11 protein-coding genes and 1 pseudogene are annotated in these 17422 nt (G+C 69.5%); 10 read left to right on the top strand and 2 right to left on the bottom strand.

Annotation, left to right across the window (positions count from 1 at the left end):
* Window positions 1-6: 6 nt before the first annotated feature.
* Entirely contained in the window at window positions 7-3963 is a 3957-nt protein-coding gene (eccCa, locus tag ACWGDX_RS35105; protein ID WP_453632258.1) for a type VII secretion protein EccCa, read from the bottom strand.
* A 162-nt stretch (window positions 3964-4125) separates the two neighbouring features.
* On the opposite strand from eccCa, the gene eccD reads away from it, so the two are divergent.
* From eccD to ACWGDX_RS35135, 6 genes are all read left to right on the top strand, one after another.
* Window positions 4126-5607 carry a type VII secretion integral membrane protein EccD gene (eccD, locus tag ACWGDX_RS35110; RefSeq protein WP_453632260.1) on the top strand — a complete coding sequence of 494 codons (1482 nt, stop codon included), beginning with the start codon at window positions 4126-4128 and terminating at the stop codon, window positions 5605-5607.
* Window positions 5608-5851: 244 nt separating this feature from the next.
* Window positions 5852-6142, top strand: coding sequence for a 30S ribosomal protein S15 (rpsO, locus tag ACWGDX_RS35115; protein ID WP_389792151.1), 291 nt, complete (start codon window positions 5852-5854; stop codon window positions 6140-6142).
* A gap of 381 nt (window positions 6143-6523) precedes the next feature.
* Window positions 6524-8749 carry a polyribonucleotide nucleotidyltransferase gene (locus tag ACWGDX_RS35120; protein WP_453632262.1) on the top strand — a complete coding sequence of 742 codons (2226 nt, stop codon included), beginning with the start codon at window positions 6524-6526 and terminating at the stop codon, window positions 8747-8749.
* The gene (locus ACWGDX_RS35125; RefSeq protein WP_453632264.1) at window positions 8746-10122 is read left to right on the top strand and encodes a M16 family metallopeptidase; all 1377 of its coding nucleotides are present in this window, start codon (window positions 8746-8748) and stop codon (window positions 10120-10122) included. The genes ACWGDX_RS35120 and ACWGDX_RS35125 overlap by 4 nt, the downstream gene beginning before the upstream one ends.
* 50 nt (window positions 10123-10172) lie before the next feature.
* Window positions 10173-10925, top strand: coding sequence for a 4-hydroxy-tetrahydrodipicolinate reductase (gene dapB, locus ACWGDX_RS35130; protein ID WP_453632266.1), 753 nt, complete (start codon window positions 10173-10175; stop codon window positions 10923-10925).
* Between the two features lie 5 nt (window positions 10926-10930).
* Window positions 10931-11383, top strand: coding sequence for a hypothetical protein (locus ACWGDX_RS35135; RefSeq protein WP_453632268.1), 453 nt, complete (start codon window positions 10931-10933; stop codon window positions 11381-11383).
* Window positions 11384-11595: 212 nt separating this feature from the next.
* On the opposite strand, the gene ACWGDX_RS35140 is transcribed toward ACWGDX_RS35135, so the two are convergent.
* The gene (locus tag ACWGDX_RS35140) at window positions 11596-12144 is read right to left on the bottom strand and encodes a hypothetical protein (RefSeq protein ID WP_453632270.1); all 549 of its coding nucleotides are present in this window, start codon (window positions 12142-12144) and stop codon (window positions 11596-11598) included.
* Window positions 12145-12519: 375 nt separating this feature from the next.
* On the opposite strand from ACWGDX_RS35140, the pseudogene ACWGDX_RS35145 reads away from it, so the two are divergent.
* The 4 genes and pseudogenes from ACWGDX_RS35145 to ACWGDX_RS35160 all read left to right on the top strand — a co-directional run.
* Window positions 12520-12819: pseudogene (locus ACWGDX_RS35145) on the top strand (FAD-dependent thymidylate synthase); the annotation flags it as partial.
* Window positions 12799-14181, top strand: a complete 1383-nt coding sequence (thyX, locus tag ACWGDX_RS35150) for an FAD-dependent thymidylate synthase (protein WP_453632275.1) — start codon at window positions 12799-12801, stop codon at window positions 14179-14181. The pseudogene ACWGDX_RS35145 and the gene thyX, both read left to right, overlap by 21 nt.
* 210 nt (window positions 14182-14391) lie before the next feature.
* Window positions 14392-15291, top strand: a complete 900-nt coding sequence (gene dapA, locus ACWGDX_RS35155; protein ID WP_453632272.1) for a 4-hydroxy-tetrahydrodipicolinate synthase — start codon at window positions 14392-14394, stop codon at window positions 15289-15291.
* 145 nt (window positions 15292-15436) lie between these two features.
* On the top strand, window positions 15437-17122 hold the full coding sequence (locus ACWGDX_RS35160; protein WP_363084846.1) for a ribonuclease J: 1686 nt from the start codon (window positions 15437-15439) through the stop codon (window positions 17120-17122).
* Window positions 17123-17422 lie beyond the last annotated feature (300 nt).

The raw sequence follows: 17422 nt of genomic DNA on the forward strand, positions 1-17422 counted from the left end.
CTCAGCCTAGGGCCTGTCCGACAGCCACCCCGCCTGTACCAGGGGCGCGCCGCGCTTGCGCGAGACGAAGGTGCCACGGCCCGGAGGCATCGGACGGGCCCTGACATTGCCGAGGATGTCGCCCTCGCCCGGATCACCGGAGAGGATCACGCCCTGGGCGCCCAGTTCCTTCATCCGCTGCATGAACGGCTCGTACATCGCGCGCGACGCGCCCGCCGCGCTGCGCGCGACGATGAAGCGGATACCGACGTCCCGCGCGAAGGGAAGGTGCTCCACCAGACCCGCCAGCGGATTGCCCGAGTTGGTCGCGACCAGTTCGTAGTCGTCGATGAACACGAAGAGCTGCGGACCGTTCCACCAGCTCCGGTCGCGGAGCTGCTGCGGAGTGATGTCCGGCTTCGGCGCCCGCTTCTGCATCACCGTGCCGATGGCGTCCATATGCATCTGCATGGCCGCCGCCATCGGCGCGTACTCCAGCAGATGCGAGGACGGTACGGCCTCCAGCAGCGAGCGCCGGTAGTCACCGACCACGATCCGCGCCTGCTCCGGGGCGTACCGCTCGGAGATCTGCTTGGCGATCAGCCGCAGCAGCGCGGTCTTCCCGGACTCGCTCTCCCCGAAGATCAGGAAGAACGGGTCGGTCTCGAAGTCGACGAACACCGGCTCCAGATTGGTCTCGTCGATACCGATCGCGATGCCGTGCTGCGGGAACTCGAAGCCCTTCGGGAGCTGTTCGACGGGCAGCCTGCGCGGCAGCAGCCGTACCGTCGGCGCCGCGGGCCCCGTCCAGCCCTCCCTCACCGCGCGGACGAACGCCGTCTGGCCGTCGGAGAGGTCGGCGGCGCCGCTCACCCCGTCGATACGCGGCAGCCCGCCCATGAAGTGCAGCTTCTCGGGCACCTGGCCACGGCCCGGCACCCCCGTGGGGACATTGGCCGCGACCTTGCGGTCGAACTCCGAGTCCATGACATCGCCGAGCCGCAGCTCCAGCCGGCCCAGCATCTGGTCCTTGAGCGCCGCGCGCACCTCCATGTAGCGCGCCGCGGTGACCACGACATGGACGCCGTAGCCCAGACCGCGCGCCGCCAGGTCGGAGATGACCGGCTCCAGCATGTCGTAGTCGTTCTTGAAACCGCCCCAGCCGTCGATGACCAGGAAGACATCACCCCAGGCCTCGCCGGGCAGTTCGCCCGCCGCCCGCCTGCGCCGGTACGTCGCGATGGAGTCGATGCCGTGCGAACGGAAGAACTCCTCGCGCCGGTTGAGCACCCCCAGCACCTCCGCGACCGCGCGCCGGACCCGCTCGGGGTCGAGCCGGGACGCGACCCCGCCGACATGCGGCAGATCGGCGAGCGAGGCAAGGCCGCCACCGCCGAAGTCCAGCGCGTAGAACTGCACTTCGTGCGGGGTGTGGGTCAGGGCGAACGACGCGATCAGCGTCCGCATCAGCGTCGACTTGCCGGACTGCGGACCGCCCACCACGAGCATATGGCCGGCCGCGCCGGAGAAGTCCCGGTAGAGCACCTCACGGCGCTGCTCGAAGGGCTTGTCGATCAGACCGAGCGGAACGGTGAGACCGCCGGGACGGGTGTACTCGGTCGCGTTCAGCCCGCGCTCCCCGGTCACCGCGATCCCGGGCAGCAACTGGTCGAGCGTCGGCGCCTCGTCCAGCGGCGGCAGCCACACCTGGTGCGCGGGCACCCCCTGCCCGTCCAGCCGGCGCACGATCACATCGAGGACCGTGTCCGCCAGCGCGTCGTCCTCCGAGGTCGAGGGCGTGAGCACGGCGGCCGGATCCGGCGCCGCGTACACCACCGGCACCGGCGTGGCGGTGAAGAGCGCGGGCCGCCGCTCGACATGGAGCTGTCCCACCGGGAGATCGGGACCGCCGGTGCGGTACGTACCGGAGACATACGCCGCCTTGAAGCGGGTCATCTCGTCCGTACCGAACTTGAGATAGCCGGAGCCGGGCACCGACGGCAGGTGGTACGCGTCCGGCACCCCCAGCGCCGTACGCGACTCGGCCGCGGAGAACGTCCGCAGACCGATCCGGTACGAGAGATACGTGTCGAGCCCGCGCAGCTTGCCCTCCTCCAGCCGCTGCGAGGCGAGCAGCAGATGCACACCCAGCGACCGGCCGATCCGGCCGATCTGGATGAACATGTCGATGAAGTCCGGCTTGGCGGTGAGCAGTTCGGAGAACTCGTCGATCACGAGAACGAGCGAGGCCAGCGGCTCCAGCGCGGCGCCCGCCGCCCGCGCCTTCTCGTAGTCGTGGATATTGGCGTAGTTGCCCGCCGAGCGCAGCAGCTCCTGACGGCGCTGGAGCTCACCGCGGATCGCGTCGCCCATCCGGTCGACCAGGGTCAGATCGTCCGCCAGGTTGGTGATGACGGCCGCCACATGCGGCATCTGCGACATCCCGGCGAAGGTCGCACCGCCCTTGAAGTCGGCGAGGACGAAGTTCAGCGTCTCCGAGGAGTGGGTGACGGCGAGCCCGAGCACCAGGGTGCGCAGCAGCTCCGACTTGCCGGAACCGGTCGCGCCGACACAGAGCCCGTGCGGTCCCATGCCCTCCTGCGCGGCCTCCTTGAGGTCCAGCATCACCGGCCGGCCGTCCTCGCCGACACCGATCGGCACCCGCAGCCGCTCGGCCGTCGACCGGGGACGCCAGGTACGGGCCACATCGACCGCCGCCGCGTCGCCCAGATCGAGCAGATCCGTGAAGTCCAGATTGGCCAGCAGCGGTTCGTCCTCGTCGCCGCCGCCCGTCCGCAGCGGGGCGAGCTGTCGTGCGAGCGCTTCGGCGGCGGGCAGCGAGATCCCGTCCGGCACCCCCTCGTACGCCAGACCCCCGCCGGACTCCAGCCGCAGCCGCCCCGGCCGCACCTTCACGGAGAGACCGCCGCGCGGCTCGTCCAGTTCCCCGGACACGACCTCCACGATCGTCACGCCCTGCAACCCCTCGGCCGCCGCGAACAGCGAGTCCGGCGGCACCATCCCGCCGTCCAGCACCACCACCACATGCGGCTGGTCCAGCACCGGCCGGCTGTCCCGGCCGAACCGGGGCCGCCCGTCCAGGCTGCCGCGCAGCAGCTGTTCCAGTTCCCCGAGATCGTCGCCGAACAGCCGCTTCGTACCGGCACCGTCGAGCTGTCCCGGCACCTGTGTGTGCGGCAGCCACTTCGTCCAGTCCCAGCGCGCGACCGCCCCCGGCGCCGCCACCACCGCGACCATCACATCCTCGGGCGAGTGCAGCGTCACCAGCTGGGCGACCAGCGCGCGCGCCGCCGAGTGCGCCGACTCCGGCTCACCCGAGACCGTCACATGGTAGAAAGCGCGCATCGACACGGCCATCGGCAGCCCGTCCAGCGAGCCGTGCACCGCGAGGAACCGCTGCATCGCCCCGGCGCACAGCGGCTCCAGCTCATCGACCGGCGCCGTGTCGGGCGCGACCAGCGCGGTGGCGAGCTGCTGCGCGCCGAGCCCGATCCTCAGCTGCCCGAAGTCCCCGTCGCCGACGCGCCGTTCCCACACCCGCGACCCCTCGGCCACCACCGACCAGAGCTGCTCGGGGGAGGGGTGCAGATAGAGCTGGGCGTCGCGCTGCGTCCGCGCCGTCCTGCGGACCGTACGCCGTGTCTGCGCCAGGTACTTGAGGTAGTCGCGCCGGACATCGGCCATTTGCCCCTGCGTACCGCGGCGGAATCTGACGATCTGCGCGACGATCATCGCCACCGTCGAGAACAGCATCAGCACGCCCATGATCCGCATGAACGGCGGCGCTTGCGGTGAGAAGAAGAAGACCACCGACGAGCCCATGCCGAGCACCGGCAGGACCTGCATCAGCATGCCCTCCTGCTGCCCGCGCGGCAGTTCCGGCGGGGCCTCCAGGGCAAGGGCATCCGTGGGCACTTCCGGTGGAAGGGACCGTGGTGGGCGTTTGACGACGATCTGGCTCACCGGCGCATCAATCCCTCAAGACGGACGGGCAGTTCCGTACCGGCGCCCCCGTGGCGACGGCCTCCCTCCGCGCGACGGCGATCCTACTTGCAGACCTCCGCGCGACGCCCCGGTAGGGTGGCGCGCGCAGCGTGCGCAACCGCGAATCAGGGGGACGGACACGTGAGTACGACCGCAGCGACGGGTTTCTGCCGCGTCACTGTCGTGGCGCCGGACAGCAGGATCGATGTCGCGCTCCCGGAGGACATCCCCGTCGCCGACATCCACCCGGAGATCCTGCGACTGACCGGCCAGACCCAGATCGCGGGCACCCCCACCGGATATCACCTGGTCCGGCGTGACGGCACGGTGCTCGACGGCGCCCGCACCCTGGTCGCCCAGCGGGTGCTCGACGGCGAGGTCCTCAGTCTGCGGCCCTTCGCCGAGTCCCTGCCGCCCGCGGTCTTCGACGACGTCTCGGACGCCGTCGCCTCCGCGGTCCGGCGCGACCGTCATCTCTGGAGCGACGAACTGCTGCGCTCCGCCGGTCTGATCGGCGGGGTCCTGCTGCTCGTCCTCATGGGCTTCGTCCTCTGGTTCGCCGATCCCGTCCGCCACGACATGCACGGCCTTCCCGGTGTCATCGCGGGCGCGGCCGGTGTGCTGCTGACCGCCTTCGCGGGCGTACGGGCCAGGGTCTACGCGGACCGCGCCACGGCCGTGGCGCTCGGACTCGGCGCCCTGCCGCTGCTGCTGATCGGCGGCTCCGGGATCATCGGCCCCGACCCGGGCCAGGGCCCCGGCCGGCTCCAGTTCCTGCTCGGCTGCGTCACCGTACTGGTGGCCTCCGTCGTCCTCGTCGCGCTCACCCCGAGCGGCGACGCCCCCTTCGTGGCCGCGACCTTCCTGGCCACCGTCGGCACCCTCGCGACCTTCGTGATGATCCTGACGGAGGCGTCGGCCACCGGGACCGCCGCCGTCTGCGCCCCGGTCGCCATCGGGATCGTCGCCTTCCTGCCCGGTCTCTCCGCCCGCTTCGCCCGGCTGCCCATCGGCTACGCCTCGCCGCGCGGCGCCGCGGGCGCCGAGTACGGCGACGACACCTTCGCCGATCCGCACGCCGCCCCCGACGCGGAGCCCGTCGACGCCGAGCGCATCGCCGCCCAGGCCCGCCGCGGCCACGAGATGCTGCTCGGCCTGGTCGGCGGCTGCGCCGCGGTCGTCGTCGGCGCCGCGGCGGTGCTCGGCTTCTCGGACACCGTTTGGGGCCAGTTGCTCGCCCTCGCGGCCGGTCTCGCGATGCTGCTGCGCGCCCGCCTCTTCCGTTACACCTCGCAGGTCACCTGTGTCCTGGCCGCGGGTATCTCGGCGATCGCGCTGCTGGTCCTCGGCCTCTCCCTGAACCCGCCCGCCGACCTGGTCAGGGAGTTCCTCACCTACGGCGACCGCGGCGCCCTCGACATCCGTACGATCTGGCTCGCCGCGTGCGTCGCCGCGGGCGCCGCCCTGATCACCGCCATCGGTCTGGTCGTCCCGCACAAGGGCCTCTCGCCCTTCTGGGGCCGGCTCCTCGATCTCGCCGAGGGCGCGGTGCTGCTCTCGCTGGTGCCGCTCTGTCTGGCGGTCCTCGACGTCTTCACCGCCGCCCGCGCCCTCACCAGCTAGTCCCCGCCCTCACCGGCCAGGTCCTGTCCGGGCCGCGTTCCCCTGCCCCCGTACGGACTCCCCGCCCGTGGCCGGGGGCGCGTCCGGGGACTGGTACCCTGTGTGACGGCCGTCTGTGTAGGTGACCCCGGAGCCTTCGCTCCGCGATCGACGCCCAGCGGACCCCGCCTCCCGAGTAACGGAAGCTCCCCAGAGTATTCGACCTGGGGCACTCGGTGGCCATGAAGACCCACGAGGAGTACGCGTGTCGCTTGACGCCGTTACGAAGAAGCAGATCATGACCGAGTTCGGCACCAAGGAAGGTGACACCGGCTCCCCCGAGGTCCAGGTCGCCATGCTGTCGCGCCGGATCTCGGACCTGACCGAGCACCTCAAGACCCACAAGCACGACCACCACTCCCGTCGCGGTCTGCTGATCCTGGTCGGCCAGCGCCGCCGGCTGCTCCAGTACCTGGCCAAGAAGGACATCCAGCGTTTCCGTGCGCTGGTCGACCGCCTGGGCATCCGCCGCGGTGCGGCCGGCGGTGCCAAGTAAGACACCGTGAAGGGAGCGGTTCCCACCATCCGGGGACCGCTCCCTTTGCCGTATGTACAGGACATTCCCTGTGTACGGGACGGTTTCGTCGAACGTACGGGCGATCGCGAGCACCGGCCCGGGACGATCGGAATGTCGTCCCCCGGCGAAGCTCAGTAACCTGGACGCACAAGTACAACTGAAGACGTACGAGTACAACTGAAGAGGAAGAGGAGGAGCGACCTCCGCCGCCGCCGGTCCTCGGTAGTGGCGCCCGGAAGGACGCGCGGCCCATGCCGCGGTCCCGGGTGCTTCGATCGAAGACCGGCCCGCACCAAGGAGCGCTTCTCCGCCACGTCCCCTGCCACACGGGCACCGGACGAAGACGAGGAGAAATCACTAGTGGAGAACGAGACCCACTACGCCGAGGCCGTTATCGACAACGGAACCTTCGGCACCCGCACCATCCGCTTCGAGACGGGCCGGCTGGCCCGCCAGGCCGCCGGCTCCGCCGTGGCCTACCTGGACGACGACACCATGGTGCTGTCGGCCACCACCGCCTCCAAGAAGCCCAAGGACCAGCTCGACTTCTTCCCCCTGACGGTGGACGTCGAGGAGCGGATGTACGCCGCCGGCAAGATCCCCGGCTCCTTCTTCCGCCGCGAGGGCCGTCCCTCCGAGGACGCCATCCTCACCTGCCGGCTCATCGACCGCCCGCTGCGCCCGTCCTTCAGGAAGGGCCTGCGCAACGAGATCCAGGTCGTCGAGACGATCATGGCGCTCAACCCCGACCATCTCTACGACGTGGTCGCGATCAACGCCGCCTCCTGCTCCACGCAGCTCGCGGGCCTGCCCTTCTCCGGCCCCATCGGCGGCACCCGGGTCGCCCTGATCAAGGGCCAGTGGGTCGCCTTCCCGACCCACACCGAGCTGGAGGAGGCCGTCTTCGACATGGTCGTCGCCGGCCGGGTCCTAGACGACGGCGACGTCGCGATCATGATGGTCGAGGCCGAGGCCACCGAGAAGACCATCCAACTCGTCAAGGACGGCGCCGAGGCTCCCACCGAGGAGATCGTCGCCGCCGGTCTCGAGGCGGCCAAGCCCTTCATCAAGGTCCTCTGCAAGGCGCAGTCGGACCTCGCCGCCAAGGCCGCCAAGCCCACCGGCGAGTTCCCGATCTTCCTCGACTACGAGGACGACGTCCTGGAGGCGCTCAGCTCGGCCGTCAGGTCCGAGCTGGCCCAGGCGCTCACCATCGCGGGCAAGCAGGAGCGCGAGGCCGAGCTGGACCGCGTCAAGGTCCTCGCCGGCGAGAAGCTGCTCCCGCAGTTCGAGGGCCGCGAGAAGGAGATCTCCGCCGCGTACCGCTCGCTGACCAAGTCCCTGGTCCGTGAGCGCGTCATCAAGGAGAAGGTCCGTATCGACGGCCGTGGCGTCACGGACATCCGTACGCTCGCCGCCGAGGTCGAGGCCATCCCGCGCGTGCACGGTTCGGCGCTCTTCGAGCGTGGCGAGACCCAGATCCTGGGCGTCACCACCCTCAACATGCTCCGGATGGAGCAGCAGCTCGACACGCTCTCCCCGGTCACCCGCAAGCGCTACATGCACAACTACAACTTCCCGCCGTACTCCACCGGTGAGACCGGCCGTGTCGGCTCGCCGAAGCGCCGCGAGATCGGCCACGGCGCCCTGGCCGAGCGTGCGCTCGTGCCGGTGCTGCCGACGCGCGAGGAGTTCCCGTACGCCATCCGCCAGGTCTCCGAGGCGCTGAGCTCCAACGGCTCGACGTCCATGGGCTCGGTCTGCGCCTCCACCATGTCGCTGCTGAACGCCGGTGTGCCGCTCAAGGCCCCCGTCGCCGGTATCGCCATGGGTCTGATCTCCCAGGAGATCGAAGGCGAGACCCACTACGTCACCCTCACCGACATCCTCGGTGCGGAGGACGCCTTCGGTGACATGGACTTCAAGGTCGCCGGTACGAAGACCTTCGTCACCGCGCTCCAGCTCGACACCAAGCTCGACGGCATCCCCGCCTCGGTCCTGGCCGCCGCGCTGAAGCAGGCCCGCGACGCCCGCCTCCACATCCTTGATGTGATGAACGAGGCCATCGACGTCCCGGACGAGATGTCCCCGAACGCCCCGCGGATCATCACCGTCAAGATCCCGGTGGACAAGATCGGTGAGGTCATCGGCCCCAAGGGCAAGATGATCAACCAGATCCAGGAGGACACCGGCGCCGACATCACGATCGAGGACGACGGCACCATCTACATCGGTGCCGCCGACGGACCGGCCGCCGAGGCCGCCCGCGCCACGATCAACGGCATCGCCAACCCGACCATGCCGGAGGTCGGCGAGCGCTATCTGGGTACGGTCGTCAAGACGACCACCTTCGGCGCGTTCGTGTCGCTGCTCCCGGGCAAGGACGGTCTGCTGCACATCTCGCAGATCCGCAAGCTCGCCGGCGGCAAGCGTGTGGAGAACGTCGAGGACGTCCTCGGTGTCGGCCAGAAGGTCCAGGTCGAGATCGCCGAGATCGACCAGCGCGGCAAGCTCTCCCTCATCCCCGTGATCGAGGGCGAAGAGGCCGCGGACTCCGAAGAGGCGAAGGACGACGCGACCCAGTGACGGCCGGCTTCCAGGCGACGGCCCGCACCTCCTCGGAGGCGCGGGCCGTTGCCCGTACCCAAACCCTGCTCAAGGGCGAGAACGGCATCGGCACGGTCCGCCGTACGACCCTCCCCGGCGGTCTGCGTGTCGTCACCGAAACCCTGCCCTCGGTCCGCTCCGCGACCTTCGGCATCTGGGTCCAGGTCGGCTCGCGTGACGAGACGCCCGCCCTCAACGGCGCCACCCACTATCTGGAGCACCTCCTCTTCAAGGGCACCGGCCGGCGCAGCGCCCTGGACATCTCCTCCGCCATCGACGCGGTCGGCGGTGAGATGAACGCCTTCACGGCGAAGGAGTACACCTGCTACTACGCGCGTGTGCTCGACACCGATCTGCCGCTGGCCATCGACGTCGTCTGCGACATGCTCACCGGATCGCTCATCGAGGCCGCGGACGTCGACGCCGAGCGCGGTGTCGTCCTCGAAGAGATCGCCATGACCGAGGACGACCCGGGCGACTGCGTGCACGATCTCTTCGCGCACACCATGTTCGGTGACACCCCCCTCGGCCGGCCGGTCCTCGGCACCGTCGAGACCGTCAACAGCCTGGACCGCGACCGGATCGCGCGCTTCTACAAGAAGCACTACGACCCCAGGCATCTCATCGTCGCCGCCGCGGGCAACGTCGACCACGCCACGGTGGTACGGCAGGTCCGCAAGGCGTTCGAGAAGGCCGGTGCCCTCTCCCGCACGGACGCCACCCCCGTGGCACCTCGTGAGGGCCGGCGCACGGTGCGCACCGCGGGCCGCGTCGATCTGCTCGACCGCAAGACCGAACAGGCCCATGTGGTCCTCGGGATGCCGGGGCTGTCCCGTACCGACGAGCGCCGCTGGGCCCTCGGCGTACTGAACACCGCCCTCGGCGGCGGGATGAGCTCCCGCCTCTTCCAGGAGGTACGGGAGAAGCGCGGGCTGGCCTACAGCGTGTACTCGTACACCTCGGGCTTCGCCGACTGCGGGCTCTTCGGGGTGTACGCGGGCTGCCGCCCGAGCCAGGTCCACGATGTGCTGAAGATCTGCCGCGACGAACTCGACCGGGTCGCGGCCGAGGGGCTCAGCGACGAGGAGATCTCGCGCGCCGTCGGACAGCTCTCCGGCTCCACGGTCCTCGGTCTCGAGGACACCGGCGCGCTGATGAACCGCATCGGCAAGAGCGAGCTGTGCTGGGGTGCCCAGATGTCGGTCGACGAGATGCTGGCCCGGATAGCCGCGGTCACCCCGGACGAGGTGGGCGAGGTGGCCCGCGATGTACTGGGACACCGTCCCTCGCTGTCGGTCATAGGTCCGCTGAAGGAGAAGCAGGCGGCCCGCCTCGACGAAGCCGTCTCCTGACCCGCACCCCGAAGCCGTAGCCAAGCCGAAGCCGTAAGGAAGCAAGAGCGATGAGCAAGCTGCGTGTGGCCGTTCTCGGTGCCAAGGGCCGTATCGGCTCCGAGGCCGTACGGGCCGTCGAGGCCGCGGACGACCTGGAACTGGTCGCGGCCCTCGACCGGGACGACAAGCTGGAGGCCCTGGTCGGGTCCGGCGCACAGGTCGTGGTGGAGCTGACCACCCCCGCCGCGGTGCTGGACAACCTCGACTTCTGCCTACGCCATGGCATCCACGCGGTCGTCGGAACCACCGGCTGGACCGACGAGCGGCTCGCGCGGGTCCGCGGCGCACTGGCCGCCGCCCCGGAGACCGGTGTGCTGATCGCACCGAACTTCTCCATCGGCGCCGTTCTCACCATGAAGTTCTCCGAGACCGCCGCACGCTGGTTCGAGTCGGTCGAGGTCATCGAGCTGCACCACCCGAACAAGGTCGACGCGCCCTCCGGCACCGCTCAGCGCACCGCCCAGCTCATCGCCGCGGCCCGTACGGAGGCGGGGCTCGCCCCGCAGCCCGACGCCACGGCCACCGCGCTGGACGGCGCGCGCGGCGCGGACGTCGACGGGGTGCCGGTGCACTCCGTGCGGCTGCGCGGACTCCTGGCGCATCAGGAGGTCATCCTCGGCGGCGAGGGCGAGACCCTCACCATCCGCCACGACTCCCTGCACCACAGCAGCTTCATGCCGGGCATCCTGCTCGGTGTGCGCCGTGTGGTCTCCACCCCCGGGCTCACCTTCGGCCTGGAACACTTCCTCGATCTGAACTGAGATCCATGCGAGCGAAGATCACCTACTGTGTCACGGCCGCCGTTCTCGTCGTGTACTTCGTGCTGGTCGGCAGCCGCGGTGTACTGCTGATCCAGCAGGGCACCGCGGTCACCGTGGCCCTCGGGGCGGCGGTGCTGGTGCTGCCGGTCATCGGTGTCTGGTTCCTCTGGAAGAACACCCAGTTCGTCAGCCGTGCCAACCGTCTCGCGGCGGAGCTGGACGCCGAGGGCGGGCTGCCGCCGGACGAACTGGTCCGTACGGCCGGCGGCAGGATCGACCGGGATTCCGCGGACGCGGTCTTCGCCGAGCGCCGGGCCCAGACGGAGGACTCACCCGACGACTGGCGCTGCTGGTTCCGGCTCGCCGTCGCCTATCACGACGCCCGGGACACCCCCCGTGCCCGCAAGGCGATGCAACGGGCCATCGCGCTCCACGACGGCAGACCGGTCCGGGTCTGAGCCGAGCGGACACGCGGGCACCCGGACACCCGGGGACCGCGAGGGCGAGAACACGAAGAGCGGGGTCCGGCCTTTCCAGGCGGGACCCCGCTCCACTGTCTACGGGCAGGCTGTACGCGTACGGACTGCTACGGCCTGCGGGCTGTACGGAGGTACGGGCCGTACGGACGTGTCCGCGTCGGCGGGTCGTTCCCCGGGCCCGGGGCGGCGGATCAGGGGCGGCGGTACTCGTCGCCCCAGGCCTCGACCGTGTCGGCCGCCCGGTCGAAGGCCTCCGGCCGCGCCAGGAAGTCACCGTTGTGATCGGTCAGCAGCGGCAGGGCCTCGCCCTTCCTGCGTACGACGACGAGCGCCTGACCCTGGACGGTACGCGGCATCCCGAGCCAGCGCACCGGCTGCTGGACCGTCCGTACGGCGGTGATCTGGTCCCACGCCACGGTCGAGGTCCTCAGCAGGGCCACCCGCCGCACTCCGTGCCGGCTCACCCACGCGCCGACCCGCAGCAGCCGCAGCGCGACGGCGATCATCACCGCGGAGACGCTCAGACACAGCACGGTACCCGGCAGGGCACCGGCGAAGGCGATGATCATCGTCGCCAGCAGAACGAAGGAGGCGAGCAGCAGAAGCAGCGCCGCCGCCACCACCCGCCAGGGGCCGGGGCGGTACGGACGCCGCCAGGAATCATGATCGTCGAACGGCAGCGCGACATCCTCGGTGGTCGCGTCAAAAGCCCGGTCGGCCGTCAGGAAGGGCAGGGGCACGACTGATCCTCACTCACAAGCACGCTCGATTGCTGTGCCCGGTGAGGCTACCGATCGCGCACGGCACCGGACCACCCCAGGGGGGCCGGACGAGTCAGCGCCCCCTGACATCGGCCTCGGCGGCGAACGCGAACGGGACGGCCCCGCGCGGGCGGAACATGGAAGAAGAATGCTCCTGGTGGTCTCGTGCGATCCCGTGACGGACGCCGCTCATGGGGAAGTTGTCATCGGGTAGGACGCGCGATGACGTCATTCGGTGCCCGGATTCCCGGATTGATCGATGAAAGCCGCTCGCGGCCGCCCCGGCCTTCGCTGTCGGAGCCGCCACGTAGAGTAGGCGCCGCCCGAGCGACGCGAACGGAAGGACCCCCGCCGGTGAGCGACACCCCCGCCGACACTCCCGAGGAGACGAAGCCGAGTTTCCGCGGCGATGTCACCGTCGAGCTGCTGAAGCACTCCGCCAGCGACACCGATGTGCTGTGGGCCGCGCGCGTCTCCACAGCGGGGGAGCAGTCCCTGGAAGAGGTGTCGAAGGACCCCGAGCGCTCGAAGGGGCTCATCAACTTCCTGATGCGGGACCGGCACGGCAGCCCCTTCGAGCACAACTCGATGACCTTCTTCATCAGCGCCCCGATCTTCGTCTTCCGCGAGTTCATGCGGCACCGGGTGGGGTGGTGCGTCGCGGGCGACACCGAGATCACCCTGGAGAGCGAATCGGGGACACTCCGCCGCAGGACCATCGCGGATCTCCACCGGCTCTGGCATCTCGACGCCGGAGACCGCCTGCCGCACTCGGCCGGAGGAGTCACCTGGCACGGCGGGGCCGGCCGGTGGACGGCACGGGTCCACGGGGACGATACCGACCACTACCTCGGCCTTTTCGAGAACAGGGAAGCCGCCGAGTCCGCGGTCGTGGAATTCAGGGAGCGGCACCCGGGCACCCGGCTCCGCAATCTGGAGCCGGCCCGCCGCACGCATGTCCGCTGCTACGACGAGGACACCCTCACCGCGCGCCGGGCGCGCATCGTCGATGTCATCGAGTCGGGCGTGAAGCCGCTGATCAGGATCACCACGGCCGCCGGACGGGAGCTGCGCTCGACGGTGGACCACGCCGTACTGACCCCGGACGGCTGGCGCAAGGCCGGTGAGCTGGTGGTGGGCGACGCGGTGCTGGCCGAGACCACGGAGCGTGACACCTCCCCGGCAGCCGTGCCGCCGGGCCTGCACCGCGGAATCGGGGTGTGGACCGCGGCGCGGCGCGAGCGGCTGATCGAGGAGACCGACTCCTGTCATCTCTGCGGTGGGGAGTTCCCCCGCGGCGCGCTCGCCCTCGACCATGTGATCCCGGTGGAGAGCGATCTCACGCGGGCGCTCGACGAGAGCAATCTGGCCCCGGTGTGCGAGGAGTGCCACGCGCGCAAGAGCGCCGAGGAGCGGCGGGCGCCGGCCGGAGCCGGGGCGGGGACCGCCGTCGCCCGGCCGGACAGGATCGTCTCCATCGCGGACGACGGCGAGGAGATGACCTACGACCTGTCCGTCGAGGGCCCCTGGCACAACTTCCTCGCCAACGGAATCGTGGTGCACAACTCGTACAACGAGGAGTCGGGCCGCTACCGCAACCTCCAGCCGGTCTTCTACGTTCCCGCCGAGGACCGCAAACTGGTGCAGCGGGGCAGGCCCGGCAAGTACGAATTCGTGCCGGGCAGCGCCGCTCAGCAGGAGCTCACCGAGCGGGCGATGCGGGATTCCTACCTCCAGGCGTACGAGGCGTATCAGCGGATGCTGGCCGAGGGTGTGGCCCGTGAGGTGGCCCGCGCGGTCCTGCCGGTCGGGCTGTTCTCGTCGATGTACGCGACGTGCAACGCGCGCTCGCTGATGCACTTCCTCGGTCTGCGCACCCAGCACGAACAGGCGAAGGTCCCGTCCTTCCCGCAGCGGGAGATCGAGATGGTCGGGGAGCGGATGGAGGAGCACTGGGCGAAGCTCATGCCCCTCACCCATGCGGCCTTCAACGCCAATGGCCGCATCGCACCCTAGGCTCGGTTCAGGACAGGGCCGGGGAGGGCTCTGAGCACAGGTGTACGAGCGGCCGAGCGAAGCGCCCGGATTGCGGCGTTTCGAGAAGTTCATCTAGGCTGATCAAACGGACCCGGCACTGCTTGAACCCCCGAGCAGGCAGTGCCGGGCTCCTCTTGTCCCGTCCCCCAAAGGGACACGGTGAGCTGAGCAGCGAGTAGCGTGTTACCCATGGCTCCGATCTCCACTCCGCAGACCCCCTTCGGGAGGGTCCTCACCGCCATGGTCACGCCCTTCACGGCGGACGGCGCACTCGATCTCGACGGTGCCCAGCGGCTCGCCGTCCACCTCGTGGACGCGGGCAACGACGGCCTGATCCTGAACGGCACCACCGGTGAGTCGCCGACCACCAGCGACGCGGAGAAAGACCAGCTCGTACGGGCCGTCCTGGAGGCGGTCGGAGACAGGGCCCACATCGTCGCGGGCGTCGGCACCAACGACACCCGTCACAGCCTGGAGCTCGCCCGAGCCGCCGAGCGCGCCGGCGCGCACGGCCTGCTCGCCGTGACGCCGTACTACAACAAGCCGCCGCAGGAAGGTCTCTTCCGGCACTTCACCGCGATCGCCGACGCCACGGACCTGCCGGTGATGCTCTACGACATCCCGGGCCGCAGCGGTGTCCCCATCGACACCGAGACGATCGTCCGTCTCGCCGAGCACCCGCGCGTCGTCGCCAACAAGGACGCCAAGGGCGACCTCGGCCGCGCGAGCTGGGCCATCGCCCAGTCCGGCCTGGCCTGGTACTCGGGCGACGACATGCTCAATCTGCCGCTGCTCTCGGTGGGCGCGGTGGGCTTCGTCTCCGTGGTCGGCCATGTGGTCACCCCGGAGCTGCGCGAGCTGCTCGACGCCCATCTCACCGGCGATGTCCACAAGGCCACCGAGATCCACCAGAAGCTGCTCCCGGTCTTTATCGGCATGTTCAGGACACAGGGCGTCATCACCACCAAGGCCGCTCTCGCGCTCCAGAAGCTGCCCGCCGGACCGCTCCGGCTCCCGCTCGTGGAACTGTCCCCCCAGGAAACCGCCCAGCTCAAGATCGATCTCGTGGCCGGCGGGGTACAGCTCTAATCATTGACTTCACAACTGAATAAGCGAAGACAACAGACCCATCGACAAACCGACGAGTCGGTCAACACAGACAACAGCAAGTGCACGAATGTCATGCGCGCCACGTGCCTCAGCGGTACGTGGCGTGTGTGGTGAGGAGAGTCTTTTGAGTCATCCGCATCCTGAACTCGGTGCCCCGCCGAAGCTGCCCAAGAACGGCTTGCGCGTCACCCCGCTCGGCGGCCTTGGTGAGATCGGCCGCAATATGACGGTCTTCGAGTACAACGGCCGTCTGCTCATCGTCGACTGCGGCGTGCTCTTCCCGGAGGAGGAACAGCCCGGCATCGACCTGATCCTGCCGGACTTCACCACCATCCGGGACCGCCTCGACGACATCGACGGCATCGTCCTCACGCATGGGCACGAGGACCATATCGGCGGTGTCCCGTATCTGCTCCGGCTGAAGGCGGACATCCCGCTGATCGGCTCGAAGCTGACCCTCGCGCTGATCGAGGCGAAGCTCCAGGAGCACCGCATCCGCCCGTACACCCTTGAGGTCACCGAGGGCCACCGCGAGCGCATCGGTCCCTTCGACTGCGAGTTCGTCGCGGTCAACCACTCCATCCCGGACGCTCTGGCGGTCGCCATCCGCACTCCCGCGGGTATGGCCGTCCACACCGGCGACTTCAAGATGGACCAGCTTCCGCTGGACCGCAGGCTCACCGATCTGCCCACCTTCGCCAAGCTCGGCGAGGAAGGCATCGACCTGCTGCTGGCCGACTCCACCAATGCCGAGGTGCCGGGCTTCGTCCCGCCCGAGCGGGACATCTCGAACGTCCTGCGGCAGGTGTTCGGCAGCGCTCAGAAGCGCATCATCGTGGCCAGCTTCGCCAGCCATGTCCACCGCATCCAGCAGATCCTCGACGCGGCGCACGAACACGGCCGCCGGGTCGCCTTCGTCGGCCGCTCGATGGTCCGCAACATGGGCATCGCACGCGATCTCGGCTATCTCCGGGTCCCGGCGGGCCTGGTCGTCGACGTCAAGACCCTCGACGACCTGCCCGAGCACGAGATCGTGCTCGTCTGCACGGGCTCCCAGGGCGAACCGATGGCCGCGCTCTCGCGTATGGCCAACCGCGATCATCAGATCCGGATCGTCCAGGGCGACACGGTGATCCTGGCGTCGTCGCTCATCCCGGGCAACGAGAACGCGGTCTACCGCGTGATCAACGGCCTGACCAGGTGGGGTGCGAATGTCATCCACAAGGGCAATGCCAAGGTCCATGTCTCCGGTCATGCCTCGGCGGGCGAACTGCTGTACTTCTACAACATCTGCAAGCCCAAGAATCTGATGCCTGTCCACGGCGAATGGCGCCATCTGCGCGCCAACGCCGAACTGGGCGCCCTGACGGGTGTCCCCAAGGACCACATCGTCATCGCCGAGGACGGCGTGGTCGTCGATCTGGTCGACGGCAAGGCGAGGATCGTGGGCAAGGTCCAGGCCGGTTATGTCTATGTCGACGGCCTCTCGGTCGGCGATGTCACCGAGACCTCCCTCAAGGACCGCCGCATCCTCGGCGACGAGGGCATCATCTCGGTCTTCGTGGTGGTCGACTCCACCACCGGGAAGGTCGTCGGCGGTCCGCACTTCCACGCGCGTGGATCCGGTATCGAGGACGCGGCGTTCGCCGCCGTGCTCCCCAAGGTCGAAGAGGCGATCGCCAGATCGGCCCAGGACGGTGTGGCGGAACCGCACCAGCTCCAGCAGCTCGTACGCCGCTCGGTGGGCAAGTGGGTCTCCGACACCTACCGTCGGCGCCCGATGATCCTCCCCGTCGTGGTCGAGGTCTGACGCCGGCAACTGCTGTCCGGTGGCCGACATCTGACGCCGCCTACGGGAGCGGGGGGCCTCGATTTGCGTCGACGCCCCCCGCTCCAGTACGTTTACGGCTCCACCTGAGGGGGAAGCCGGGCAAAGCAAGCGCCTGGAGCCCTTCCCCGGCGGAGGGAAATCCGGCTCAGATAACTCTGATAAAGTCGGAGACGCAAGACAGCAAGACCGAAGGGAAAGCCCGGAGGAAAGCCCGTGAGGGTGAGTACAAAGGAAGCGTCCGTTCCTTGAGAACTCAACAGCGTGCCAAAAGTCAACGCC

Source organism: Streptomyces sp. NPDC055025, from assembly GCF_053608565.1.

Excerpts from the sequence above, each read along its gene's own strand:
- dapB (WP_453632266.1), top strand. The coding sequence starts at position 10,173 with ATGAGCAAGCTGCGTGTGGCCGTTCTCGGTGCCAAGGGCCGTATCGGC.
- ACWGDX_RS35135 (WP_453632268.1), top strand. The coding sequence starts at position 10,931 with ATGCGAGCGAAGATCACCTACTGTGTCACGGCCGCCGTTCTCGTCGTG.
- thyX (WP_453632275.1), top strand. The coding sequence starts at position 12,799 with ATGCGGCACCGGGTGGGGTGGTGCGTCGCGGGCGACACCGAGATCACC.
- dapA (WP_453632272.1), top strand. The coding sequence starts at position 14,392 with ATGGCTCCGATCTCCACTCCGCAGACCCCCTTCGGGAGGGTCCTCACC.